The sequence below is a fragment of the Acetobacterium fimetarium genome (genome assembly GCF_014284475.1).
In the GTDB taxonomy this organism is placed as follows: domain Bacteria; phylum Bacillota; class Clostridia; order Eubacteriales; family Eubacteriaceae; genus Acetobacterium; species Acetobacterium fimetarium.
In genome coordinates, this window is the sequence record NZ_WJBC01000003.1 from 137,733 (window position 1) to 161,372 (window position 23,640).

Genomic DNA, 23,640 nt, shown 5'->3' on the forward strand with positions numbered 1-23,640 from the left:
ATTCGCAAAAATATCTTTCATTTATTATCAAATCTATTTCGCGATGTTGATCCGCTTATTTCGACAACGGGCATAACCGACTGAAATTATTATACTTTGCCAATGCCGCACAGGTTGTTCCAAATAAATAGAACTGTTTGTTCTCCAATTCATCCAGCACACTTCGCTCGGTTCCGTTTGCCAGAATTGAGCCGGTTATCAGCAGCACATCGGCAAAATCAACCACTTCCTTCGTATCGGTCAACCCATCGAGAACTTTCACGCCATGGCGAAGGCTGCCGACATTATTTCTGTTCAAATCACTGATCTTGATATTGTCTGCCCCAAATATCCGAACACAGTTTTCCAGGATGGCCGGCTGATATCCGATGATACCGATTTTGCAGCGGCCATGTCTTTCCAGAACAGTCTGACTGATTTTTTCGGCGCAGGTCTCCGGTTCGTTATCAAGGCAATGAATGGTATGATCGGTCAGACCGAGTTTGTGCGATACCGCATTGAGGGTTGCGACCAGAAGCGCATGATTGCCCAACCGCTCTGAAGTCAAATCCAGTACCCCCCGGATGTTTCCCTGATAGGCAATCGGATCACTGGTGAACGCCTGACCGATGCTGCCATCCACTTCTGCCTGCAAAAGCACTTCTTTCCCGGTCAACAGCGGAAAATCCTTGCGGTCCGGGTGACCGATGGCTTCCTCATTCTTCAGCGCTCTACTGTTTACTGCAATACCTAGTTGATTCAATTCTTTATTTTCATTTAATATTGATTCCAGAACCGCACGGGCATCTTTAAACTGCATTTTTTACTCCTCTCGAATTTCCCCAAAGGAAATTATTTATTTCTTCATCCTGACAGCTTTCAAACAAATTCACACTCTTTCGGATTCCCCGCAACTCACCATTAACCATAATCCCGATTCGGTCAGCCATGATCTGTGCTTCATTGAAGTCGTGGGTTACAAAGAGAATTGTGCATCCGAAAATCTGATGAATCGTTTCAATCTGTTTGTACATACTCTGTTTCGTTGCCGGATCCAATGCCGAAAAGGGTTCATCCATCAACAGCATTTTGGGATCGAGAACGAGTGCCCGGGCAAGGGCCGTCCGCTGACGTTCGCCACCGCTCAGTGTTCCCGGATACTGATTTAAAACATGTCCGATTGACAAAATCTCTGCCATTTCAGCAACCTTTTTTTCCCGCTTCTGTTTGTCCAGCTTTTGAATCTTCAATCCATAACCGATATTATCAGATACCGTCATATGTGGAAACAAGCCAAAATCCTGATAGACAAATCCAATTTTTCGTTTTTCCAGCGGAACATCAACAACACTTTTTCCCTGAATATTCACATTTCCGGAAAACCGTCGGTAGAATCCGGCAACCGACTCAAGCAGCACCGTTTTCCCTGATCCGGTTTTTCCCAGTACTGCAAAAATCTCGTTATCGAAGATATCCAGATTGATGTTTTTCAGTTCAAAGTTGCCTAACCGGATCGAAAAATCTTTTATTTCTACCATTTTGTTCATCGCAAAGTCACATCCTTCATCCTACTTTTGGGGTCATTTTTTCTTCCCAGCCAATTTGTAATAAACAGCGATGTAAATGAAATGATCAGTATAATCGTTGCCGAAGCCATCGCTGCACCGGTATCCCCGGTTGCCAAATTCAGATAGACTGATGTTGTCAAGGTTTCTGTTTTCATTCGCGTTGCGCCCACCAACATCAGTGTCGCGCCGAATTCTCCCAGACCTCGCGACCAGGTGAGAATAATCGTTGATATGATGGCATTTTTGGACAGCGGCAGCGTGATCGTAATGAATCGTTCCCATTTTGAGGCGCCGAGACTTCCGGAAATGAATTCCAGCCGCTCATCCACCTCTTCAAATGCATTTCGAACAAAACGCACCACATAAGGCAAGTTGACAACGGTCTGGGCCAGAATAATCCCATTTTTATCAAAGACAACCCTGATACCCATTTCTTTCAGCGCTTTCCCAAAATCCGATGAAAAAATCAGCAACAGACTCAAGCCCAAAACCAGATACGGCATCGACAACGGCAATTCGATGATAATCTGACATATTTTCTTGAACGGAAATGACGTCTTTGTCAATGCGTAAGCGGTTGGAACACCCAGAAACAGACAGATACAGGTAGAGATACTCGCTGTGTACAAACTCATTCTAATTGAAAACTGAACTTCTTCAGAAAAAAATGTCTCTCCCAGATACGGAAAACCTTTCACAATGATTGTCAGAATCAACACCGCTGTGAATCCGACAACAAAAACAGCCGTGATCATCGAAAACATCTCAAAAAGATTGAAAATATGCCGATCTTTTTTCATGAATATCGTTTAGTTGAGCAATTCATAGCCATAACTTTTCCAGATGTTTTTGGCTTTTTCTGAATCAAGAAATGTTAAGAATTCACCCAAAGCTTCGGGATTTTGGCTGCATGTTAAGCTTGCCGCCGGAACGGTTTTTACATAGGCATCCAGGTCGGTCGTCTTGACAATTTCGGTGGTTGATCCCTGAACATTTTCTTTCCATACAATGATTGCATTGCACTCATCCGTGGATAAAGCGTTGAAAATTTCCGGTGCTGTGGCCGCGCGTGCGATAACATTCACATTACCGAGGATTCCCAAATCCGTTAAAGCCTTGTTCGCAATTTTCCCGATTGGCGTTGCGTCGGCATCTCCCAGCACAACCTCAACACCATCTTTTGTCAAATCATTCAATCCGGTAATGCCCAGGGGATTGCCGCTTTTTACAGCCAGCACAGGAATGTGTTTGACAAGATTCTTACTTTCCTTGACCATGTCTTTCACCGGGGTGAGCTCATCCGCTGAACCGGCAATAAACAGATCCCCCTCCTGAGTTGTCTGAATCTGATTCTGAATCTGCGCTGCATTGGCATAAACGACCTGGACTTCACAGCCGGTTTCAGCTTTGAAAGCATCGGTAATCTCTCCAAACGGTTTTGTCATTCCGGCGCCGCAATAAACAAACAGGTTCTTGCCACTGAGCGCTGTTCCCTGTTTTGCTGTATCCTGTGATTTCGATTCGGTATTGCTGCTGCATCCCGTCACAAGACCGAGCGCCATGCCCGCTACCAATAAAACCGCCAACCATTTCTTCACTCTTTTCATTACGTTTCTCCTCATCCTGATTTATTTTGTTTGGTCTGTTTTTGTTCTGTTTGACTTGATATAGATAATACACCTTTTTTTTAGACCGCGTCAACATATTTCATTGCCAAATTGCTTAATGCATAAATAATGAACATGATTATCAAATCAATTTGTGCAAGACCAGCGTTGCAATGATGACTTGACATATTATTTGTTTTTACCGATATAAAGAAAAAGCCGCTGAAAAACTCCCGGTTTTTCAACGACTTTAAAATCATCGGCTTATATTTATTTATCCTCTCATGATGATCAGTATTCTTCTCTTGTGCCGAATTCGGCCGATTCAACCCACTCTTCGGGGCGTTCCACCAACAAGATCAGGCCTTCCAGTATTTTATAATGATCTTTTTCCTGTTGCACCAGATATTCAAATAATACAGTCAGTTTGTCATCCATCGCTTCGGATAGAAATTTTTTGTATAGCTCAATGCTCTGTCTTTCTTTTTCTAACGCTAAGCGATACGCATCAAGCTGATTGGGAATTTTCTTGAATTCATTGATAAAATCCCTGCTTCCTTTAAACACATTATTTGCTTCAGCGAGGGTATCATTATCGGTTAATTCATAGTCCCGTTCCTTGAATTCATTTTCCAGAATTTTAGCATGACGAGCTTCATCTTTTGCCAGCAAAAGAAAGACCGTGTTCAAACGGTTATCTTTATTTATTTCAGCCTGTCGCTTGTAGTATTCTACTCCATCAAGTTCCATCTTTATCGCAAATTCCAAACTGTTCATAAGATCACTCCTTCATAAAATTATATCTTAGGATGTTTTACCCATTAATATGAACTTCAATCAGAAAGTTTCTGCAATTTTTAGAACTTGCTTAATCTATCGGGCCAGCCATCGTCTGTTGTCAGTCATCCATAATTCTGGTGAAATCTTCAAGGGTTGTCACCGGTTGCTCACACTTGTAATTTTTGCAAATGTAGGCCGTGGGTTTGTCATCGATCATTTTCTGGTTGACGACAAATTCATTAACCCGTTCTAAATCATGGCTTTCCTTGTTGGAAACAATCACTGAAAAGGGCAGATATTTTTTGTTGAGCCGATCGATCATTTGTGTCATAATCGGATTTTCGGTGTCTCCGACAAACAGAACTTCCGTTGTCGGTTGTTCTTCAAGCAGTTTGGCACTCAGCATCATGGTGCATGCCATCGGGGCCTGGTTGATCTTTTGAGCAAAATGGTCAAACAGGCTGTTGGCAATATCGACCGACTGGTTTTTTCCGGTTATTTTTCCGAGTTTGATCAGGCAGTAGGCCGCAACTGAGTTTCCTGACGGCTGTGCATTGTCAAACAGTTCCTTGGCATTGGCGATTAGTTTTTCTGCATCTTTGCCGGACAGGTTGAATCCTGCTGCTCCGCACGCTTCACCGCCGAAAAGGCTGATCATTTCCAGGGAGCGTTTGATCGCTTTTTCCAGATACCCGGTATTGAAGGTTGCCTGGTACAGTTCCAGATAACCCCAGACGATATTGGCATAATCATCCAGATAACCCAGATGTTTTGCCTCGCCCTGCCGATATCGGGCGTAAAGGCGGCCATCCGACCGGGTCAGGTTTTTTTCGATGAAATTCATCGTCTGTTCTGCCAGTTGCGTTAAAACAGATTGCTGGAATACTCTTCCTGCCATGGCCAGCGCCACAATCATGAGTCCATTCCAGGACGTCAGTATTTTATCGTCTTTATGGGGATGGATCCGTTTCTCCCTTTGTTCAAAAAGATCCGTTCGCATCTCGTTGAGCACTTTTTCCAGTTCCGGATATTTTTCAATTTCATCAAGGTCAGTCGAAATCAGATTGGGAATGTTCTTTCCTTCAAAATTGCCCTCCATTGACATCGGGTAATATTTAAAAAACAGTTCCGCCCGATTCTTGCCGAGTATTTTCTCAACCTTGCCCATCGACCAGCCATAGAATTTTCCTTCTTCCCCTTCGGAATCCGCGTCTTCGGCACAATAAAACCCGCCGATCTGGGACCGCAAATCCCGGATCACATAGCTGATTGTCTTCTCGGCAATTTTCCGGTAAAGCGGCTTGCCGGTCACCTGATAGGCCTCGATGTAAGCCATGATCAGCAGGGCATTATCGTAGAGCATTTTTTCAAAGTGTGGAACCAGCCATTTTTCATCGGTGGCGTATCGCGAAAAGCCAAACCCGATATGATCAAAAATCCCGCCTTTGTACATTTGCTGCAGGGTTGTTTCAACCATTTCCAGGGCATATGGTTCATTAAATGCCTGATGGTACCTTAATAAATAGAGTAACTGATGCGGTGTCGGAAATTTGGGGGCTGTCCCAAAACCGCCGTATTCCGGATCGAAACTCTCTTTGAGATAAGCATAGGCATCTTCAAAAACGCTTTTTTTAAGCTTTTCTTTACTGGTTCTCTTATCCAATGCATTCAAAAGAGCGGCCATTTTTTCGGCCGATTCTTTGAGGTCTTCCTGTTTTTTCGCCCAGTGGTTTTGAATTCCCATTAACACATCAATGATCCCGGGGTGGTTTCGTCTGGAAATTTTCGGCAGATAGGTGACTGCGTAGAAGGGATTCCGGTCAGCAGTTAAAAACACATTCAAGGGCCAGCCGCCCTGTCCGGTGCTTACCTGGGAAAAATTCATATAGATCTGGTCGATGTCCGGTCTTTCTTCCCGGTCCACTTTTATGCAGATAAAATACTTGTTTAAAACCTCTGCCACTTCTTGGTCTTCAAAAGATTCTTTCTCCATCACGTGACACCAATGACAGGTGCTGTATCCAATGGAAAGAAAGATCGGTTTGTCCTGTCGTTTGGCTTCTTCAAAAGCTTCGTCGCACCAGGTGTACCAGTCAACCGGGTTGTAGGCATGCTGCAATAAATAGGGACTCTTTTCATTTATCAGACGATTTGCTTTTTTCTGCATTTCATCATGTATCATTGGTTCTCACTCCTTTGCTTTTTATATAAACAACCGTTAGTTTCGCTGCCGGTTTCCGCGAACCACCAGAAGAAATCGCTGCGCGAATTTCTTCGAGGTCGCGGGCAGTCGCCAACTACAAGCAAGCTTGTGATTGGCTCGTTGCCTTCGCGAAATATGTACACTGTACAGCGGACAGTCTATCGACTGTTCGCCTACACGTTACCAAATTGGTTGCGGAAACCGACATCAAAACAATTAATGTTCGTACCTTTATAGTCTATTCAAAATTCAGCAGTCGTGTTTCCAGATTGCGGTCAATTGTTTTATATAGGACAATTGTCATGATAACACTAATTGCTGAAAAGAAACTATAGCCCAGCCAGGGCATCACAAAATAGCCCAGCAGTCCGGAAACGGCAATCAGCACTCCGGCGTAGGCCATTCCCACAAAGAGCGTGATCACCACGTTCATATTGTTTTTGACCGCCTTCTGCGGATTGTCCCAGTCAAGCAAAGGACGGTTCATATCCATAAACAGGCCAAACAGCAGAATCGGCAGCGAGCCAAGAATTCCGAGCACAATCGTCAGCATCATGCTGAAGATTGAAATCGGCATGTAAACCCGTGCGGTTACAAGGGTGAAGACAATCCCCATGCTTTGAATCAGCACGGCCACCCCGGTCCTCCCGATAATCTGATCGGCTGCTGAAACCGGAACCATCCGGGTCAGCCAGGATGCCTTTCCTTCCCGGGAAAAGGTCGAGGCCGTAGCCGCCGATGTGCCGCCAAAGAAAATGAAAAATCCGATCAGTGCAAAATTCACCAACAGCGGCAATTCGCGGTAAAAGCTTCTGATGCTCTCGTAATCTTCCGGCGTCAGATCAAGAAAGGGAAACATGATCAGAAGACACAGCGGGACAATGATGACGATACTGACATTATTGAAAAAGTATATCGGTGTCCGAAACAGCAACCGCAGATCCATCGTGAAAACCGCCATTGCTTTATGGCTTTTTTTCCCGAGAACTTTCTGTCGTTCACTCCCGCTCAGCGGCTTTCCCTTTTTCTGGCTTTTGCCCCGGACAATGCTCTTGATATAAACCTGTTTTCCGACTGCCACCATCAAGGCAAATAGCAGCAGGGTGAGGCCGATTATCGCGGCTGACCAGACAAACGACATCAGGGTGATCTTGTTGAGTGCCCATGCCATCAGTAAACTCGTCGGTACAAAGTAACCGATTGTATTCAAAAGGCTTTCATTGTTGGCTAACAGACTGCTCATCAGAATTTGAAAATCCACATTCTCAGACGGTCCCATTTGATTGCCAAACCATATCTGGGCCACAATAAACAATGCCATTCCGATAAAAACAAAGATGATCTGCAGCACATCCTGTCGCCCGTTAAATGAGCCGGACTGCATAATCAGCATGATCAGGACCGTCAGCATCGCCAGCGGCAGCACCGGTACCGTTAAAAACACCAGCAGCGACAGAATGGCGTAGATTACACCCATGCCCTCTCCCACACCGTAAATTATCAGCGCCGGCGCGAACAGAAAGGCCGCAAAAACGTATTCCGGTATCAGGATACTGAAGAATTTGGCAATAATCAGTTTCCCGGAAGTGATCGGCAGTGGAATCAGTTCTTCGATATTTTTTGAAAAATAGAATTCCGAAAGCACGTACATGATCCCGAAAAAGAGGATCAGTGCCACGGTCATAATATAACTGATACTCAGAAAAACCGATACCTGGTTGATCATCCGCAACCCGGCATACAGTGCAATCATAAAAAAGACATACATAAAAAAGGCCGGAATCAGAGCAACCGGGACGATAATCAACGTGAATACCTGTTTGTAGAATTCTTTTTTATTGTTGGCCTTGTTATAGAGAAATTGCGATAACCCCCACGATTCGTTGATGAACAGCTTTGTTAAGCTCAATATCTCCTTCATTATTCCGTCAGCTCCAGGAAGATATTTTCGAGAGATTCCTGGCTGCCGGCTTTTTCGCGAATTTCTGCCATTGTCCCCACTTCAATGATTTTTCCTTTTTTGATGATGGCGATCCGGTCACAGATCTTTTCCGCCACATCCAGTACATGGGTGGAAAAGAACACCGACCTTCCGCGATCACAGTGTTCCCGCATTATTTTTTTGAGTTCAAAGGAAGCTTTGGGATCCAGTCCGACCATCGGCTCATCGAGGACAAACAGCTGAGGATCATGGATCAAGGCACCGACCAGCGCCAGTTTCTGCTTCATGCCGTGAGAATAGGAACCAATGGGATCGTTGATGGCTTCCTTGATTTCGAAAACATCGAGAAATTTCTCCGTTCGTTGTTGCCGTTCTGCAACCGGCACATCATAGACATCGGCCATAAATTTCAGATATTCAATGCCTTTTATTTTTTCAAAAAGTTCGGGATTATCCGGAACGTAACTGAATTGCTTTTTCGCTTCCTGGATATCTTCCTGATTGTCAATCCCATTGATTATTATTTTTCCGTTATTGGGAGTCAGCAAACTGACAATCATTTTGATGGTGGTTGTTTTGCCCGCTCCGTTCGGTCCCACAAACCCGAATATTTCACCGGGATGAACATGAAAGCTCACATTATCGACCGCTTTTTCCTTCTTGTTTCCATAGGTTTTTGATACTTCATCAAGTTTAAGCATTCCGAACTCCTTTTTGTTATTTATCGCAACGTTTATTTTATCATATCTGTTTTAAAAAATGCGGGCAAAATTTAATATTGTTTTTAGAAAACAAGAATAGAATAATGTAAAAGACATTTTCAACCTTTATTGAAGAAAGCAGGTAATATCATGATCACACAAAATGAAATGGCAGCATTGAAATCCCAGGGAATCATCGCACAACAGCAGGAAGGCTATTTTTCCTTTCGTATTTTAAGCCGCGCCGGAAATCTGACTTCCGGGGAACTACTGACCCTGGCTGATATTGCTGAAAAATATGGCCGCGGCTACCTGGGTGAAACCACCCGGCTGGCTGTTGAAATCCCCTGGATCAAGTATGAAGACATTGACGCCGTCAAGGCAGCTCTGAAAGCCGGTGGTTTAACGCATGGCGGTACCGGAAAAAAGGTCCGTCCCCTGGTCGCCTGCAAAGGCACCGTCTGTACCCACGGTCTTTATGACACCCAGAAGCTCTGTGGCGACTGTCACGACCGTTTCTTCGGACGGGAACTTCATGCCAAAACAAAGCTGACTTTTGTGGGCTGCCCAAACAATTGCGCGAAAGCCAATACCAATGATATCGGTTTTGTCGGTCAATCCTATGTGCAGTATGATCCCGATGCCTGCAAGCACTGTGGCAAATGTGCCAAAGTCTGCCGGGCTAAATCACTGACGATGGTGGATAAAAAACTGGTTTGGGATGAAAAAAAATGTGTTAACTGCGGCGAATGCGCCAAAGTCTGTGCGCACGATGCGATGACCGAAGAGGCAAGAGGAATCGCCATTTATCTGGGTGGCCGCATGGGCCGGGGATACCGGTTTGGAGATCGTCTGACGGATTTAATTGCGGTTGCGGAAATTCCGGACACGATTGAAAAAATCCTGGAAACCTATACCGCTCTCGGCCAGGATGGCGAGCGCATCTGCGCGGTGATTGACCGAATCGGTTTCAACGCTTTTGAAGATGCCCTGATGGAACGTCTCGAGAATTAAGCCACAAAAAGAAGTCCCGGAAGACGCACCAGACTGTGACTGTCATCCAAGAACTAACGCAGTACCGACAATTGTTACATCGTGTTGTTTGCATCAAGGCGAACAGGCGACAGCCTGTACGAATTGCAAGCAAACAACTGATTAACAATTGATCGGTACGGGTCTGTCGACAACCTGAGTTCTGGCACCCGCACCGGGACTTCTTTGTGTGTAAATGGCTAGAATTCTTTTTTCTGATAGATCCTTACCGCGATAAAATAAGAAGCGATAAAAGTCATGACTGAAATGAGTGCCATCGCAAGCATGATTGTCTGAAAAGCGGTCTCTTCGTTACCGATCGCCGGAAAGGGAATATCCATTTGCGCCAGCACCAGGAAAACAGCGGTCGGAATCGCACCACAAAGAACGATCATCAGCCGCGCTTTTTCGATTCCGAATTTGTAAATCATGGGGATCAAAACACTTCCAAAGATGACGGCAATCATCAGAATGATGGGAATGCCCAGCAGGGTTTCTGTCGTCATACCGGTGCCGGTTAATAACGAGCCGACGAAAGTCAGGGCCAGGGCCAGCACAACGCTGGTGAAATCCAGCATCAGCATCAGCAGGTACTTGCTGAGCACCACTTCTTTCCGGGATATGGGCATGGTTAAAGCATAGGTATCCCATTTCGCCATGTCATCATAGCTCATCGTCGTGATGACCAGCATCGCGAACATCAGCACGACCATCCCGCTGATAAAACTTTCGCTTCCCAGGGGAATATAGATTACTACGAATGCCAGCAACATGATTCCCAGCGTCCTCATGCTCTTTTTCAAATTGATTAAATCCTTTAAGATCAGGCCCTTCATGATTTTTCCCCCCTTACATAAAACAGCATGATTTCTTCAATGCTGATCGCATCCACCACCGCTTCGGGATACTTCTTCTTAACCGCATGCTTGTCTTTTAACATGACTTCATAACCGAAATGATTCTTCCGGTAGCGAATATATTCTTCTTGCTCAAGTTTTCTGAAATCATCCTCCGAACATTTTAGAACCCCCATACCACTGAGCAGGGTCTCTTTTTCCGCATCAAGAAGAATCTCTCCCTGGTGAATAAAAACAATATAGTCGGCGATCTTATCGAGGTCACTGGTGATGTGGGAAGAAATAAGAATGGCATGTTCCTCATTTTGAATAAACTCCATGAACACATCCAGTATTTCTTCGCGAACAATCGGATCCAGTCCGCTGGTGGCTTCATCAAGAATCAGAACCTTCGGATTATGTGACAAAGCCACGGCAATCTGCAGCTTCATTTTCATCCCCCGGGAAAACTCCTTGATGGTTTTGTCTTCCGGCAGCTTGAAATTTTTCAGGTATTGCTGATAAACAGAAGTATTCCAATTTTTATAAATACTTTCCATCATTTTTGAAATATCTCCGGTTTTTAAACTGTCATGAAAGTTGCAGCCATCCAGTACCACGCCGATATCTTCTTTTATTTTCTTGTCTTCTTTTGAATTGTCCATTCCCATTAATTCAATGGTGCCGCTGTCCCGACTAACCAGATTAAGAATTGATTTCAGGGTGGTGGTTTTCCCTGCTCCATTCTCTCCGATGAACCCCACAATACTCCCCTTGGGTACGTTGAAACTGACATTTTTTAATTGAAAATCATGATAGCTTTTATTTAGATTTTTTATTTCGATCGCATTCATTATGCTTCCTCTCCTCCATACAATATTTCCAGCATGTCTTTAAGTTCTTCGCAGGAAATATCACTGCTTTTTGCTGTATCCACTGCTTTTTGCAGAAACGCTTCGGCCAATCGCAGTTGTTCTTCCCGGATGAACGATAAATTCTGATTGGCGACATAACTGCCTTTTCCGGTGACGGTTTCAATGAACCCATCCCGTTCCAAATCGGAGTAGGCCCGTTTCGTTGTGATGACGCTGATTCGAAGTTCTTTTGCCAGAAACCGCATACTTGGCAAAGTTTCCCCCGGGGACAGCGCCCCGCTGATAATCATTTTTTTTATTTGCGTGGCAATTTGTTCATAGATCGGTTTGTCACTTGAATTGCTGATGATAATATCCAAAGAATCACCTCTTTATATTTGGCATAGTGTATATATACTGTATGTACACTATGCCAAATATTATATAGAATGTCAAGTTTTTTTTGCATTTCGGACATTAAAAAAGGAACTGCCGACTATTGCAGTTCCTTTTTTAATGTCCCTTTATTCAGGAATTCTGTAAAATACTCTCAGCCATTGCTTTTGGCGCCGATTCCTGATGGAATATTTTCTTCCATTGACTTGTCAGCAAAGTAGCAGAGAGGATAAACGCCAGACCGTCAGCAACTGGTCCCGCCCACAGCGCGCCGTCGACGCCCAGAAAAATCGGCAGAATCAGGGTTGCCGGAATAATGAATACAATTTGCCGGGATACCGACACCAGGGTTGCCTGCACCGGCTTGCCAATCGCCTGAAAGAATATTCCGGTACACATCTGGAATCCGTTTAGAATACAGAACAGCAAGAAAATACGCAGGCACTTGACCGCAAATTCGGTATACAGTTCGGATTTTGTCCCGAATATACTGAGAATTGCGTTCGGGAAGCCCTGGAAAGCGATGAACGCTACCGCCATACAAACCGTCGATGCAACCACCATAATCTTGAGTGTTTTTTTCGTTCGAGCCATGTTTCCGGCACCGTAATTATAACCGAGGATCGGTTGCGCTCCGGTGGCAATGCCAAGAACAATGGCCATAATCAGCTGATTGACCTTCATTGTAATTCCCATGGTGGTAATCGGAATGTCTGCACCATATACTGACATGGCCCCGTACTTAACCATCACATTATTGCTGATTGCAATCATCGCCACGACCGCAATCTGGGTAATAAAACTGGAAATGCCAAGGCTGCATACTTTCGTGACAATCCCGCTTTTTAACCGGAAATACGCTTTTTTAACATTGATACTTTTAAATCTTTTTAAATACAGCAAGTAATATCCGCTGTTTAAAATCTGTCCAATAATCGTTGCCAGAGCAGAACCTGTCACTCCCCAGTGCAATCCGAAAATGAAAAGAGGATTGAGGATAATATTGACGACGCACCCCATGATCATTCCCATCATCGAATATCTGGGGCTGCCATCTGCCCGGATAATACCGCTTAAGGCACAGTTAATCACTGAAAATGGAATGCCGATGATGATGATCCTGCCGTAATCCAATGCATAAGGCAGAATGTTTTCTGTCGCCCCAAACAAGCGGCAAAGCGGTTCGAGTAGGACGATCGAAAAGACCGCCAGGACAATACCTAAAATGATCGCCAGTGTAATGGCATTGCCAACCCCTTTTGCCGCCTTTTCTTTTTCACCCTTGCCGAGATGCAGGCTTAGGTATGCCGCACACCCATCACCAACAAGCAGTCCCAAGGCGATGACCAGCATCGTCAGCGGCAAAATGACATTGGTGGCGCCATTTCCCAGAAAGCCGACCCCTCTGCCGATAAAAATCTGGTCGACAATGTTGTAGAGCGCGTTGACCACCATGGCAATAATGCTCGGAATGGAAAACTTGACCATCAGTTTTCCAATTGGTTCGTATCCAAGCGGGTTTTCTTTGTTTTTAATCGTTACTGTTTCGTTCATAATTTCTCCTAAACATAATCTGATTATTCATACAGCATGATGATTTTACCGCGTTCAGCTTTTTATCCTGCGCCATTGCATGCTGCCAAAAATCTAATCGAATAACCGCCACTCACTTTTTGAGCGTTTTACTTTACTGGACATCCACTACATCCACTGATATACTATAAACTATCCCATTATGGGAGAGTCAACCCAAAAGGTGAAAAAATGAAAAAATATCTGACTATTGGTCAAGTTTCCCAAATCAAAAATGTTGGCATCAAATCTTTGCGCTATTATGAAAAAATCGGTGTTCTGATTCCGGCATACATCAACCCGGAAACAAACTATCGTTATTATTCGCTTGACCAGCTGATGGTTCTGGACACCATTCTTCTCTGCATCGAGCTGGGCATTCCGCTTAAAAACATGAACAACTATACCAATGCTGCGGGCGAATTTCAAATAAAGCTCCTGCTCGAGGATGGTAAGGCGATTGCCTCCAGAAAAATAAAAAGCCTTGAACAGGGGCTTTCAAGAATCGAACTGAACTTGAACCACATCAATGAAAGCGCCGCCTACCAGAACCAGACGGGACTCTATAGCAGGCATATTCCAAAGCGGTACATCATCAGCACACCCTCTCAATACAAACTCTCGGCAATTGAATACCAGTCCAAACTATCGGGACTTTTTTCTTCTGCCCAGGAGCAGAACATTTATGCCACCTTTCCGCACGGCACGATCGAAGATTACCGTGGTCATCAGGTTACCACCTATACTTTTCTGGAAACTGTCGCACCTGAGTTTGATACCGATTTTATCCGCATTATTCCGGCCGGCGATTATCTTTGCTTCCAGGCAAAAGTTGCCACCTATCCCAATATACCATTACTTTTTAAAACGGTTTTTGACTCCCGGCCGGATGTATCGGTCATTATCAGCAGCAAATCGGTTACGACGTTCAGCTATGATCATATGTTTATGGAATTTCAGACGTTGCTGACAGCTTCCTGAAAAATATCGACTTATCGCCAATAGCCTGTTTCGATCAATATAAAAAGCCCTTCATTCAACGACTTTTGTCTGTTTAAATGAAAGGCTTGATTTTTATTCCCAGTTCTGTACGCTCAGCTGCTGCTGCAGTTTTTTCAGTTTTTCTTGTTCCTGTTTGTAATCCGGCAGGACTTGTGCCACGATCTTCCAGAAATTCTCCGAGTGATTCATTTCGAGCAGATGAGCCAGCTCGTGAACCACCACATAACGGATCGTTTCCTCTTTTGCCATCACCAGATACCAGGAGAAATTCAGGTTTCCTTTTCCCGAACAGGAACCCCACCTGGTTTTTGCCCCGTTGATTTTAACTGCCTTCGGTTTTAACCCCATCTGGGCGCCAAGTTCTTTGACATGATAATCAAGCACCTGTTTTGCCAGGCCGCGATAAATTTTCACCATGCCATTTTTAATTTCTTCGGGGTTTGCCTGGGCATCGGCGTAGAAGCGTTGCCCATCAAAACCGGTGCTTGTTTCTTGAACCGGAACGAGGGGATAGGGTTCTCCCAGAAACAGCAGCTGATCACTGAAGTTCAGCTTAAAGCGCTCCTGCTTTTCTACCTTTTGCTTGACCTGGCGATGATGCAAATCAATCCATTCTTGATGATTCTCGACAAAATCCCGGATCACCTTTTTTGATGTTCCGATCGGAGCTCTCACTTCAATTTCAGCCTGCTTGGTGATATACAGCCCCATCGTTTTTCGCCGGGCATATTTAATCGTATCTATTCTCTTCATTTCTTTGCCTTTTTGCTCTGGCGCGACGCATCCTGGATTTTGTCTTCTGGTTACTCATTTTTCCAATTTAATGGCATCCACAGCCGCCAGCAATTCCGAAATCGAGCTGTACCAGTTTTTTATCATATGACGCATGATGCCCACCTGTTCCGATTTGGCTTTGAGCCCCAGGATCGGAATATGCGATCCGTAGGCAGTCCCTATTTCTGCCCAGGCATCGCATCCCGAAGCCCCGACATAAATGACCAGATCGGCCGTCGTGACCGAGGTAATGCAGAAATCAAAAACCCTTTTTCCCTCTGCTGATTCGATAAAACGGGCCAGTTCTTTCTGTGACAGAAACGCTTCTTCTGGTCTGCCCTCCCGAATCCATGATAAAATCGTGTGTCCCCGGCTCTCCAAAAGATCGGTCAACATTTCAACAGCATGCTGATGCTTCCACGAAGCAGCAATATATATTCTCATAATTCCTCCCGTAATTTTATTCTTCTTTCCGTATTCAAATTATACCCTTCCGGCTTCTTCTTCACAAGCCCTAGCGGTCTCCAAACCAACCGCCATCATGCGGGTGAAGGATTGTTCCCGCTCTTTCGGGCTTGTCGTCTCTTCGCTGATGTTATTGTTGCTGATGGTCAACAGACAGGCCGCCGCCTTCCCCGTAACATTGGCATTATGAAAAAGGGCAAAGCTTTCCATTTCCACCCCGATGCAGTCCTGTTCCCTGACAATCGTCTGGGACAAAGCCAGATCCTGCTCACGATAAAAGACATCGGAAGAATGGATCCGGCCTTTCTTCAGGGGATAGCCCAGTCTTTCAGCTGTTTTCTCAACCGCCTGATTGAGGGCCGGGTCTGAATACAAAACAGACTCTTCACACCCATTTTGAACCTTTGCATAGGTGGATTCGCTAAAGGCACTTTCAGCCAGCACCAGATCATAAACCTGCAGTTCCTTCTGATAGGAACCAGCACTGCCGATCCGGATGATCCGGTCCACTTCATAGAAACGGAAAAGCTCATAGGAATAAATCCCCATCGATGGCATACCCATTCCCGATCCCATCACGCTAATCCGCTGACCCTTGTACATTCCTGTATAGCCAAACATGTTTCGTACCGCGTTGAACTGAAACGGATTTTCCAGAAATGTTTCCGCAACATACTTTGCCCTTAAGGGGTCGCCCGGCATCAAAACTGTTTTGGCAATTTCACCGATCAATGCTTCATTATGAGTTGTTGGCATTTTTTTCCTCCGTTAACCTTTAATTGCTTCAGTATAAGACAAGCTTTTGATGACGTCAATGGCAATTTTGTTTTCACTGTAATCAATAAAACCGTTCACACTTTCTGAAGAAAAGCGAACGGTTTATGTGATGCGATTAAATATCCTGTTTTCTCAATATATCCATCGGACTGACCGGCTGATCCATTTTCATATGGTAAACCATCTTGGGATGCGGCGTTGAATCGATGGGGTTTCCGGCCGGATCGGTCATCAGCGATACCTTCTGATTGAAAAATCCTTTTCCCGGGATCATGATCTCAATTTCATCGCCAACGGAAACCTTGTTTCGCTGTTCAATGACAGCCATCCCTGTTTTGTCATCATATTCCATGACCAGGCCGACAAAATCATAGTTTCTGGTGTAGCTGCTGGTTCCATAATTCTGATCTTCGGAAGTCGTTTTGCCATGAAAAAAGCCGGTGGTGTAATTGCGGTGGCTCACTTTCGTCAGTTCTTTATAATAATCCTGATCGGGTTTGGTTGCTTCGGGGTGATCATAATAAAAATCAATCGCACTGCGATAGGCCGAAACCGCCGAAGCCACATAATAGAGACTTTTCATTCGCCCCTCTATTTTACAACAATCCACATCCGCTTTCATCAGCTCCGGCAACGCATTGATCAGGCATAAATCTTTTGAATTGAAGATGAATGAACCGTGATCATCTTCTTCGATGCCAAACTCTTCATTCGGACGGGTTTCTTCGATCAGTTTATATTTCCATCGGCACGGCTGGGCACAATCGCCCTTGTTGGCGTCTCGGCCGGTCATATAATGACTTAACAGGCAGCGCCCTGAGTATGAAATACACATGGCGCCATGGACAAATGTCTCTATTTCCACTTCCGGGCTAACTTTTGCGCGGATCTCTTTTATCTCATTGATTCCTAGCTCTCGGGCCAGAACAATTCGCTGTGCACCCTGAGCGTGCCAGAATGCCACGCTGCGCCAGTTTGTATTGTTTGCCTGCGTGCTGACGGATATCTTGAGTTCCGGTGCGACCGCACGTACGACTGAGAATACTCCCGGATCGGCGACAATCACCTCATCAACGCCCAGATCCGCCAGCTCTCTGACGTATTCTTCCAGGCCAATCAGATCCTCATTATGGGCAATGATGTTGAGCGTGATGTATATTTTTTTACCTCGGCTGTGCACATACGCCACGGCCTCTCGTAAGGAGTCTGTATCAAAATTGCCGGCCTGCGCCCGCAAGCCGAATTTTTTACCGGCACAGTACACGGCATCGGCACCGTAATGCAATGCATATTTCAGTTTTTCAAAATTCCCTGCAGGTGCCAAAAGCTCAGGTTTTTTCATCGTTTTCTCCGTTCTATTTCTATTCGTCTTTCTTCCAGCTGATGGCCAGACCATCGCCCAGCGGCAGGATACTGGTCACCAGCTGAGAGTGGTTTGAGATCGCCTCGAGATATTTTCGCATCCGTTTGACAATGGTTATTTTGCGGCGGATCACCAGCTGATCGGAAGCGATCATGCCCTTGTACAGCACATTATCCGAAACCAGCAGTCCGCCCGGTTTCAAACAGCGGAGGCAATGATCCAACAGATGAATATAATGCCCCTTTGCGCCATCCAGAAAAATCATATCATAGGTTTTAGTCAGTTCTTCCAATTGTTCCTGAGCATCACCAATCATGATACTGATTTGGTTTTTGAGTCCCAAGGCCGTGATGTTTTCGTCCGCCTGAGCCACCATGTTCAGATTTCGCTCGATGGTATCCACCTGGCCGGCCGGCCCCATGGCACGGGCAAATACGGAGGAAGAGAAACCAACGGCGGTTCCCACTTCCAGAATTGACTGAATCTTATTGGACCCGATCAACATTTCAATATGTTTTTGTACCTCTCTATGGATAATGGGCACTTCTTCTTTTTCAGCATTTCTTCTGAAGTCTTCCATTTCAGGACTGTCAGGAGGAATCAATCCCCTGATATAGTCATCGATGTAATCTTGTACAATTTCACTCACGTTAAGTCCTTCATTCTTTTTTAGATTTATTCGCCCATATATGTTTTTACATCGGCTTGATGTTCTTCATAGGTTTCGTTAAAGTATATTTTTCCGGTTTTCATATCTGCCACAAAGTACAGATACTTTGTCTCGGCCGGATACAAGGCCGCATTCAGAGATGATTTTCCGAATGAGCAGATGGGTCCGAATGGCAACCCCAGGTTGATGTAGGTATTGTAGGGCGAAGCAATCTGCGTCTGTTCCGTCGTCAGCACCGCGGTTTTTTCACCCCGGGCATAATCGACCGTGATGTCGGATTGCAGCGGCATATTGGCCGCGATGCGGTTATAAAAGACGCTGGCAGCATTCGCCTTATCTTCGACGAACTTTGTTTCCAATTCGACAATTGATGACATGATGACAATCTGATCAACCGTTTTTCCCATTTCAGTGGTTCGGTTCAGATAATCCTGGTCGTAGACTTCGACAAACCGATCAAGCATTGCCGTCACCACATCTGATGGGTTGGTTTCCGGTGAAAAGCTGTAGGTATCAGGGAAGAGATAGCCTTCCAGAGTCCGGCTCACACCATCTTTGGTATCCAAAGTGATGCTGCTGAGGATTGGGTATTTTTTTTGATACGCCGCTACTTTTTTTGTCTCTTCAATAAACGCGTCCCCGTCGCAGACATGATTTTCTTCCAGAATCGCAGCGATCTCTTCGATGTTTTTGCCTTCCGGAATGATCACCGCCGAATCATAGACATCGCCCGCCACCAGGCGTTTCAGAATTTCTTCTGCGGATTCACTGGGACTGAATGCATAGTAACCTGATTGAATCTGGTTAGCCGCCCCTTCATTTTTAGCCATGATTTCAAAAGCGAGTGCATCCTTAATCAGATGATTCTCTTTCAGAATATCCGCAACCTCGCTGAGCACCACCCCTTCTTCAATTTGAACATAGACGAGATCCCCTTCTCCAACCGGTTTTAATATTTCACTGATAAAAAATTTAAAACTGAACACAGCCGTGGCTGCAAGTATCACCAGTAAAAAAGCAGTAATCACAATGATTCTGCTCTTTCTTTGTGGTGGTGGCTGACCTGGCGAATTTGACATATTTTTCTCGTTCTTTCTCATATTTCACCTCTTTTTAATTTTATTTCAGAATAGACATTTGCAAAACTACATCAGTAATCATACTATAGCTCAGGTCGTTTCGCAATTACCTACTCACCAAGCAAACTATAAAAAAGAATATAGGACCTCCGGTGAAAGCGGGTACCTATATTCTCTTTAAATGCTTCTATATTAAATAATATTCAATCCTAGCAACCTTCTTCTTCAGAAGTGAACATGCCCATGTCCAAATCAACCGCTTTGGCAATGATTTCGGTAATATCATTGAAAATAACGGAAAACTGCATCTGTGCCTGAAAAAATTCTGCTATTTCAGGTATTCCCATGACTGTATTTCCCAGGGCATTGTAGGCATTGATCTGCTCTTCTGAAAGTTCCTGACCCATCATCTGGAGGGACTGTGCTTCCATCTGCTTGCGAATATAGTCTTTGGTCATGTTGAATTTTTCAGGATCTTTCTGCAGTTTCTCTTTAGCTGCCACAAAATTCTGATATTCCGTTGAGTCTTTCAGGGCCTTTGCTAAATCATTAGCTTCATCATATACGTTCATGTTTCTCTCCTAATTATATAAAATCTATACTTCCATGAGAATGGGGAGTATCATCGGTTTTCTTTCGGTTCTCTGATAGAGGAATTTAAACAGGGTTTCTCGGATTACATTCTTAATGGAATTCCAATCGACAATGCCTTTTGACTCACAGGACAGCAGCGCTTTCTTCACTTCTTCCCGGGCATCGTTGATGAGATCTTCCGATTCTCGCACGTACACGAATCCCCGTGAAATGATGTCCGGTCCTGAAACGGCTTTTCCCTTGTGCATGGTGCAGACCACGATAAAGAGGCCATCCTCTGACAGACGCTTTCTGTCGTTGAGCACAATATTTCCGATATCACCAACACCAAGACCATCAACCAGAATCGGTTCTGCCTGTGTTTTTCCAACTAACTGCATGCTGCGCCTATCAATTTCATAAATGTTGCCATTTTCTCCGATAAACGTTTTTTCTTTCTTCATTCCAACCATATGAGCCAGGTCGGAATGCTGCATCAGCATCCGGCTTTCCCCATGAGCCGGCAGGAAATGTTTGGGTTTAACCAATGTGATCATCAGTTTTAGCTCTTCCTGTTTGGCATGTCCGGAAACATGAATCTCCGCAAATCGTCCATAGACGACATCCGATCCCAGTTCAACCAGTTTGTTGATGACTTCTGAAACCATTTTTTCATTTCCCGGTACCGGAGACGCGGAAATAATAACCAGATCGCCTTTTTGAATGGTCAGGTGACGGTGCTCACCCAGTGCCATTCGACCAAGGGCCGCCATGGGTTCTCCCTGGCTACCGGTCGTGATAATGACCAATTCTTTTTCTTTGTAATTTTTGATATCCTTCAGCTGCACCAGTACATTGGGCGGCATTTTCAGGTAACCAAGATCCATCGCGACTTCCGTCACATTTTCCATGCTGCGGCCGCAGATAATGACTTTCCTTTTGTATTCCACTGCTGCATCGATGATCTGCTGGATGCGATGTACATTTGAAGCAAATGAAGTGACGATGATTCTTCCGGTAGCACCTCTGAAAAGGTTGTACAGAGTCGGTCCAACGGTACTTTCCGATGGTGTAAATCCGGCGCCTTCCACATTCGTGCTGTCCGACATCAGCAGGTCCACTCCCTGTGAGCCAATTTTGGCAAATCGCTGCAAGTCGATTATTTCGCCGCCAATTGGATGATAGTCGATTTTAAAATCTCCGGTATGAACAACTGTTGCCGCCGGACATTTAATGCAAAGTCCGACTGCATCCGCGATGCTGTGGTTAACCCGGATAAATTCAACGTTGAATTCGCCGATATCAATACGATCTTTCGGTTTAACGATGTTGCGTGTTGTTTTCGTCAGCAGCCCATGTTCCTTGAGCTTTTTATCGATCAGTCCCATTGTGAATTTCGTTGCAAAAATGGGCACATCGATTTTCTTCAGAAGATAAACGAGTCCTCCAATGTGGTCTTCATGTCCATGCGTGATAACGACGCCTTTCACCTTATCTCTGTTTTCCAGAATATAAGTGAAATCCGGCAGGACAATATCGATGCCGAACATGGTATCGTCCGGAAACTTCAACCCGCAGTCGACAAGAATGATGTCATCCTTATACTCGAATAACGTCAGGTTTTTGCCGATTTCGCCTAATCCTCCTAATGGGATTACCCTCAGCTTATCTTTGTTCTTTTTAACTTGAGGTTTTCTTCGCTGACGTGAACGCCCTTCGACTCGTTGGGTTTCTGTTTCTATTATGTTGTTGTTTTCAATCAAATTTTTCTCCTTCCATATTTTTATAACAATCCGAACAGTATCCGTACACCTTAAGTTCATGATTGATTATAATGAATTCTTTCTTTTCTTCTATTTCTTTTTCGAGCGTTTCCAGGAAATCGTCTTGCATTTCGATCACCTTTCCACATTTTAGGCAAATCAAGTGATGGTGCCAGTGTTTTTCATCCAACTCGCACAATTCATACCGGGCAAAGCCATCATCAAAATTTCGTTTAGTAATGAGTCCCATTTCTTCCAAAATCTGCACCGTTCGATAAATGGTCGACATTCCCACATCAGGATAACGTTGTTTAACACCCTGGAATAATTCTTCAACACTAAAGTGCTGTTGTCCCATGGTCATAATTACCTCAATGGTCGTAAGCCGCTGAGGCGTTACTTTATTTCCTCTTTTTCTGAGTGCTTCAACAATTTGAGTTGCATCATTCATGATAATTACACCTCTTCAACATTCACCTCTGAAATTTTACAGGCAATGCTCCGATAATTTCTATGTTTACTCCATCAATATCACAGGAAAGCGCACGGATGTTCATTCCCAGACTATGACATTGACCCAATAAACGCATAAATTTCAGATCCGTTATTTGTATTTGGTTGAAACCGGGTATCATCCGTTTGACGCTGCGATGCCGGATTTAATGGCGACATGACCCTGTTTCTCGGGATCAGAAGCTCGCTCATGCAGCCGGTATTGGCCACATGAACGATGATCGCCTCTCGTCTGATTATGATTTTGCAATAAACCGATCGGGGCGACTGATAAATATCCCATCAACTAAGGGGAATTTACTCAACTTCACCTTCATCATCATCTTCCATCAGATCATCCATGATTTCATCATAAGCAGCCGCAACGATATCGAATTCAGCTTCATTGTCGACTTCGCTCAATACTGGGCCATCTTCATCTTCCGTAATTAAGAACGCATGGACATCTTCGCTTTCTTCATCTTCAGCCAGCAGCACGTATTCTTTTTCTTCGACATTGAATCGCAGCACCACTTCATAATCCGTTTCTTTTCCGTCATCATCAATTAAACCGATTGAATCTTCTTCCATATCGATTAACGTTACATGGTATTCCTTGTTGTCTACTGTTATTTTATAATCCATTTCTACACCTCTTATATTTTATTTAATTATTTCCTGCTAATCCTTCATAAGCTTCTGCGATCAAAGCAAACTCCAATTCGTCTTCCACCGGCATTAAGCCTTCTCCGTCTTCCGTTACATAAAACGGATAGACATCACTTTCACCATTTTCTGAAAGCAACATATAGGTTTTATCCTCAATATCGAGACTGACAATAATTTCATACTTCTTTTCCATACCCGTTTCGTCCATCACTGCGATCATTTCTGTCTGATCCTCATGGTGGTGGTCATGTTCTTCCGGTCCCATGATCTCATCATATTTCGCTTCAACCAATGCTAATTCGTGCTCGTCTTCCACCGGTTTCAAGCCCTGGTCCGCTGTCTTGAAAAACGGATACACATCATCGCTTTCTTCGTTTTCTGATACGAGCACATACGTTTTTTCTTCAATGTCGAAACTTAAAACTAATTCATACTGTCTTTCAACGCCGGCATCATCAATCAACATGATCTTTTCTTCCATCATTACTTCTCTTTCACGTGTATTTTTCCGCTCATAATCTTCTTATTATACCTTTTGAATCT

Annotated in this window: 25 protein-coding genes and 1 pseudogene; 3 read left to right on the forward strand and 23 right to left on the reverse strand. The window is 44.4% G+C overall.

Annotation, left to right across the window (positions count from 1 at the left end; genetic code table 11):
• Window positions 1-55: 55 nt before the first annotated feature.
• The 8 genes from GH808_RS03385 to GH808_RS03420 all read right to left on the reverse strand — a co-directional run bounded on the left by GH808_RS03385 (window position 56) and on the right by GH808_RS03420 (window position 8,780).
• On the reverse strand, window positions 56-799 hold the full coding sequence (locus GH808_RS03385; RefSeq protein ID WP_186841384.1) for a Rossmann-like domain-containing protein: 744 nt from the start codon (window positions 797-799) through the stop codon (window positions 56-58).
• On the reverse strand, window positions 789-1,526 hold the full coding sequence (locus GH808_RS03390; RefSeq protein ID WP_186841385.1) for an ATP-binding cassette domain-containing protein: 738 nt from the start codon (window positions 1,524-1,526) through the stop codon (window positions 789-791). The genes GH808_RS03385 and GH808_RS03390 overlap by 11 nt, the downstream gene beginning before the upstream one ends.
• Window positions 1,523-2,347, reverse strand: coding sequence for an ABC transporter permease (locus tag GH808_RS03395; RefSeq protein ID WP_186841386.1), 825 nt, complete (start codon window positions 2,345-2,347; stop codon window positions 1,523-1,525). Before GH808_RS03395 ends, GH808_RS03390 begins: the two co-directional genes overlap by 4 nt.
• A gap of 9 nt (window positions 2,348-2,356) precedes the next feature.
• Window positions 2,357-3,154 carry a molybdate ABC transporter substrate-binding protein gene (gene modA, locus GH808_RS03400; protein ID WP_186841387.1) on the reverse strand — a complete coding sequence of 266 codons (798 nt, stop codon included), beginning with the start codon at window positions 3,152-3,154 and terminating at the stop codon, window positions 2,357-2,359.
• 291 nt (window positions 3,155-3,445) lie between these two features.
• The gene (locus GH808_RS03405; RefSeq protein ID WP_186841388.1) at window positions 3,446-3,931 is read right to left on the reverse strand and encodes a ferritin-like domain-containing protein; all 486 of its coding nucleotides are present in this window, start codon (window positions 3,929-3,931) and stop codon (window positions 3,446-3,448) included.
• Window positions 3,932-4,052: 121 nt separating this feature from the next.
• Window positions 4,053-6,116: a thioredoxin domain-containing protein gene (locus GH808_RS03410; protein ID WP_243166088.1), complete on the reverse strand. Its 2,064-nt coding sequence runs from the start codon at window positions 6,114-6,116 to the stop codon at window positions 4,053-4,055.
• Window positions 6,117-6,375: 259 nt separating this feature from the next.
• On the reverse strand, window positions 6,376-8,058 hold the full coding sequence (locus tag GH808_RS03415) for a putative ABC transporter permease subunit (RefSeq protein WP_186841389.1): 1,683 nt from the start codon (window positions 8,056-8,058) through the stop codon (window positions 6,376-6,378).
• Window positions 8,058-8,780 (reverse strand): ABC transporter ATP-binding protein, encoded by a 723-nt coding sequence (locus GH808_RS03420; RefSeq protein WP_186841390.1) that lies wholly within the window; start codon window positions 8,778-8,780, stop codon window positions 8,058-8,060. The genes GH808_RS03415 and GH808_RS03420 overlap by 1 nt, the downstream gene beginning before the upstream one ends.
• 150 nt (window positions 8,781-8,930) lie before the next feature.
• On the opposite strand from GH808_RS03420, the gene GH808_RS03425 reads away from it, so the two are divergent.
• Together GH808_RS03425 and GH808_RS15760 are read left to right on the forward strand one after the other, a co-directional pair.
• Entirely contained in the window at window positions 8,931-9,794 is an 864-nt protein-coding gene (locus GH808_RS03425) for a 4Fe-4S dicluster domain-containing protein (RefSeq protein WP_186841391.1), read from the forward strand.
• A gap of 17 nt (window positions 9,795-9,811) precedes the next feature.
• Window positions 9,812-9,946, forward strand: a pseudogene (locus tag GH808_RS15760) (hypothetical protein); the annotation flags it as partial.
• Window positions 9,947-10,012: 66 nt separating this feature from the next.
• Here GH808_RS15760 and GH808_RS03435 read toward each other — a convergent pair.
• The 4 genes from GH808_RS03435 to GH808_RS03450 all read right to left on the reverse strand — a co-directional run bounded on the left by GH808_RS03435 (window position 10,013) and on the right by GH808_RS03450 (window position 13,452).
• Entirely contained in the window at window positions 10,013-10,648 is a 636-nt protein-coding gene (locus GH808_RS03435) for an ABC-2 transporter permease (RefSeq protein WP_186841393.1), read from the reverse strand.
• Complete coding sequence (locus tag GH808_RS03440; RefSeq protein ID WP_338000864.1) at window positions 10,645-11,505, reverse strand: ATP-binding cassette domain-containing protein; 861 nt, start codon at window positions 11,503-11,505, stop codon at window positions 10,645-10,647. The genes GH808_RS03435 and GH808_RS03440 overlap by 4 nt, the downstream gene beginning before the upstream one ends.
• Window positions 11,502-11,882 (reverse strand): GntR family transcriptional regulator, encoded by a 381-nt coding sequence (locus GH808_RS03445; protein ID WP_186841395.1) that lies wholly within the window; start codon window positions 11,880-11,882, stop codon window positions 11,502-11,504. The genes GH808_RS03440 and GH808_RS03445 overlap by 4 nt, the downstream gene beginning before the upstream one ends.
• Window positions 11,883-12,030: 148 nt before the next feature.
• On the reverse strand, window positions 12,031-13,452 hold the full coding sequence (locus GH808_RS03450; protein WP_186841396.1) for an MATE family efflux transporter: 1,422 nt from the start codon (window positions 13,450-13,452) through the stop codon (window positions 12,031-12,033).
• A 210-nt stretch (window positions 13,453-13,662) separates the two neighbouring features.
• On the opposite strand from GH808_RS03450, the gene GH808_RS03455 reads away from it, so the two are divergent.
• A complete protein-coding gene (locus GH808_RS03455; protein WP_186841397.1) occupies window positions 13,663-14,451 on the forward strand; it encodes a MerR family DNA-binding transcriptional regulator in 789 nt (262 codons plus the stop codon).
• 93 nt (window positions 14,452-14,544) lie between these two features.
• Here the strand turns inward: GH808_RS03455 and GH808_RS03460 are convergent, their stop codons facing one another.
• The 11 genes from GH808_RS03460 to GH808_RS03510 form a co-directional block, all read right to left on the reverse strand.
• Window positions 14,545-15,225 carry a M48 family metallopeptidase gene (locus tag GH808_RS03460; RefSeq protein ID WP_186841398.1) on the reverse strand — a complete coding sequence of 227 codons (681 nt, stop codon included), beginning with the start codon at window positions 15,223-15,225 and terminating at the stop codon, window positions 14,545-14,547.
• Window positions 15,226-15,279: 54 nt separating this feature from the next.
• On the reverse strand, window positions 15,280-15,690 hold the full coding sequence (locus tag GH808_RS03465; RefSeq protein ID WP_186841399.1) for a TIR domain-containing protein: 411 nt from the start codon (window positions 15,688-15,690) through the stop codon (window positions 15,280-15,282).
• A gap of 39 nt (window positions 15,691-15,729) precedes the next feature.
• The gene (gene deoD, locus GH808_RS03470) at window positions 15,730-16,467 is read right to left on the reverse strand and encodes a purine-nucleoside phosphorylase (RefSeq protein WP_186841400.1); all 738 of its coding nucleotides are present in this window, start codon (window positions 16,465-16,467) and stop codon (window positions 15,730-15,732) included.
• A 136-nt stretch (window positions 16,468-16,603) separates the two neighbouring features.
• Window positions 16,604-17,830 carry a peptidase U32 family protein gene (locus tag GH808_RS03475; protein WP_186841401.1) on the reverse strand — a complete coding sequence of 409 codons (1,227 nt, stop codon included), beginning with the start codon at window positions 17,828-17,830 and terminating at the stop codon, window positions 16,604-16,606.
• Window positions 17,831-17,849: 19 nt separating this feature from the next.
• Window positions 17,850-18,500 (reverse strand): O-methyltransferase, encoded by a 651-nt coding sequence (locus tag GH808_RS03480; RefSeq protein WP_186841402.1) that lies wholly within the window; start codon window positions 18,498-18,500, stop codon window positions 17,850-17,852.
• Between the two features lie 26 nt (window positions 18,501-18,526).
• Window positions 18,527-19,621: an endolytic transglycosylase MltG gene (gene mltG, locus GH808_RS03485; protein WP_186841403.1), complete on the reverse strand. Its 1,095-nt coding sequence runs from the start codon at window positions 19,619-19,621 to the stop codon at window positions 18,527-18,529.
• A 188-nt stretch (window positions 19,622-19,809) separates the two neighbouring features.
• Window positions 19,810-20,172 carry a YlbF/YmcA family competence regulator gene (locus tag GH808_RS03490; RefSeq protein ID WP_186841404.1) on the reverse strand — a complete coding sequence of 121 codons (363 nt, stop codon included), beginning with the start codon at window positions 20,170-20,172 and terminating at the stop codon, window positions 19,810-19,812.
• A 24-nt stretch (window positions 20,173-20,196) separates the two neighbouring features.
• Window positions 20,197-21,936 carry a ribonuclease J gene (locus tag GH808_RS03495; protein ID WP_243166089.1) on the reverse strand — a complete coding sequence of 580 codons (1,740 nt, stop codon included), beginning with the start codon at window positions 21,934-21,936 and terminating at the stop codon, window positions 20,197-20,199.
• Window positions 21,929-22,387: a Fur family transcriptional regulator gene (locus GH808_RS03500; RefSeq protein ID WP_186841406.1), complete on the reverse strand. Its 459-nt coding sequence runs from the start codon at window positions 22,385-22,387 to the stop codon at window positions 21,929-21,931. The genes GH808_RS03495 and GH808_RS03500 overlap by 8 nt, the downstream gene beginning before the upstream one ends.
• Window positions 22,388-22,746: 359 nt before the next feature.
• The gene (locus GH808_RS03505; protein ID WP_186841407.1) at window positions 22,747-23,073 is read right to left on the reverse strand and encodes a DUF1292 domain-containing protein; all 327 of its coding nucleotides are present in this window, start codon (window positions 23,071-23,073) and stop codon (window positions 22,747-22,749) included.
• A gap of 22 nt (window positions 23,074-23,095) precedes the next feature.
• Entirely contained in the window at window positions 23,096-23,581 is a 486-nt protein-coding gene (locus GH808_RS03510) for a DUF1292 domain-containing protein (RefSeq protein WP_186841408.1), read from the reverse strand.
• Between the last annotated feature and the right edge of the window lie 59 nt (window positions 23,582-23,640).

What these genes read in the sequence shown, in the direction of transcription:
- GH808_RS03385 (WP_186841384.1), bottom strand. Translation starts at nt 799, where the DNA reads ATGCAGTTTAAAGATGCCCGTGCGGTTCTGGAATCAATATTAAATGAA.
- GH808_RS03390 (WP_186841385.1), bottom strand. Translation starts at nt 1,526, where the DNA reads ATGAACAAAATGGTAGAAATAAAAGATTTTTCGATCCGGTTAGGCAAC.
- GH808_RS03395 (WP_186841386.1), bottom strand. Translation starts at nt 2,347, where the DNA reads ATGAAAAAAGATCGGCATATTTTCAATCTTTTTGAGATGTTTTCGATG.
- modA (WP_186841387.1), bottom strand. Translation starts at nt 3,154, where the DNA reads ATGAAAAGAGTGAAGAAATGGTTGGCGGTTTTATTGGTAGCGGGCATG.
- GH808_RS03405 (WP_186841388.1), bottom strand. Translation starts at nt 3,931, where the DNA reads ATGAACAGTTTGGAATTTGCGATAAAGATGGAACTTGATGGAGTAGAA.
- GH808_RS03410 (WP_243166088.1), bottom strand. Translation starts at nt 6,116, where the DNA reads ATGATACATGATGAAATGCAGAAAAAAGCAAATCGTCTGATAAATGAA.
- GH808_RS03415 (WP_186841389.1), bottom strand. Translation starts at nt 8,058, where the DNA reads ATGAAGGAGATATTGAGCTTAACAAAGCTGTTCATCAACGAATCGTGG.
- GH808_RS03420 (WP_186841390.1), bottom strand. Translation starts at nt 8,780, where the DNA reads ATGCTTAAACTTGATGAAGTATCAAAAACCTATGGAAACAAGAAGGAA.
- GH808_RS03425 (WP_186841391.1), top strand. Translation starts at nt 8,931, where the DNA reads ATGATCACACAAAATGAAATGGCAGCATTGAAATCCCAGGGAATCATC.
- GH808_RS03435 (WP_186841393.1), bottom strand. Translation starts at nt 10,648, where the DNA reads ATGAAGGGCCTGATCTTAAAGGATTTAATCAATTTGAAAAAGAGCATG.
- GH808_RS03450 (WP_186841396.1), bottom strand. Translation starts at nt 13,452, where the DNA reads ATGAACGAAACAGTAACGATTAAAAACAAAGAAAACCCGCTTGGATAC.
- GH808_RS03455 (WP_186841397.1), top strand. Translation starts at nt 13,663, where the DNA reads ATGAAAAAATATCTGACTATTGGTCAAGTTTCCCAAATCAAAAATGTT.
- GH808_RS03460 (WP_186841398.1), bottom strand. Translation starts at nt 15,225, where the DNA reads ATGAAGAGAATAGATACGATTAAATATGCCCGGCGAAAAACGATGGGG.
- GH808_RS03465 (WP_186841399.1), bottom strand. Translation starts at nt 15,690, where the DNA reads ATGAGAATATATATTGCTGCTTCGTGGAAGCATCAGCATGCTGTTGAA.
- deoD (WP_186841400.1), bottom strand. Translation starts at nt 16,467, where the DNA reads ATGCCAACAACTCATAATGAAGCATTGATCGGTGAAATTGCCAAAACA.
- GH808_RS03475 (WP_186841401.1), bottom strand. Translation starts at nt 17,830, where the DNA reads ATGAAAAAACCTGAGCTTTTGGCACCTGCAGGGAATTTTGAAAAACTG.
- mltG (WP_186841403.1), bottom strand. Translation starts at nt 19,621, where the DNA reads ATGAGAAAGAACGAGAAAAATATGTCAAATTCGCCAGGTCAGCCACCA.
- GH808_RS03490 (WP_186841404.1), bottom strand. Translation starts at nt 20,172, where the DNA reads ATGAACGTATATGATGAAGCTAATGATTTAGCAAAGGCCCTGAAAGAC.
- GH808_RS03500 (WP_186841406.1), bottom strand. Translation starts at nt 22,387, where the DNA reads ATGAATGATGCAACTCAAATTGTTGAAGCACTCAGAAAAAGAGGAAAT.
- GH808_RS03505 (WP_186841407.1), bottom strand. Translation starts at nt 23,073, where the DNA reads ATGGATTATAAAATAACAGTAGACAACAAGGAATACCATGTAACGTTA.
- GH808_RS03510 (WP_186841408.1), bottom strand. Translation starts at nt 23,581, where the DNA reads ATGATGGAAGAAAAGATCATGTTGATTGATGATGCCGGCGTTGAAAGA.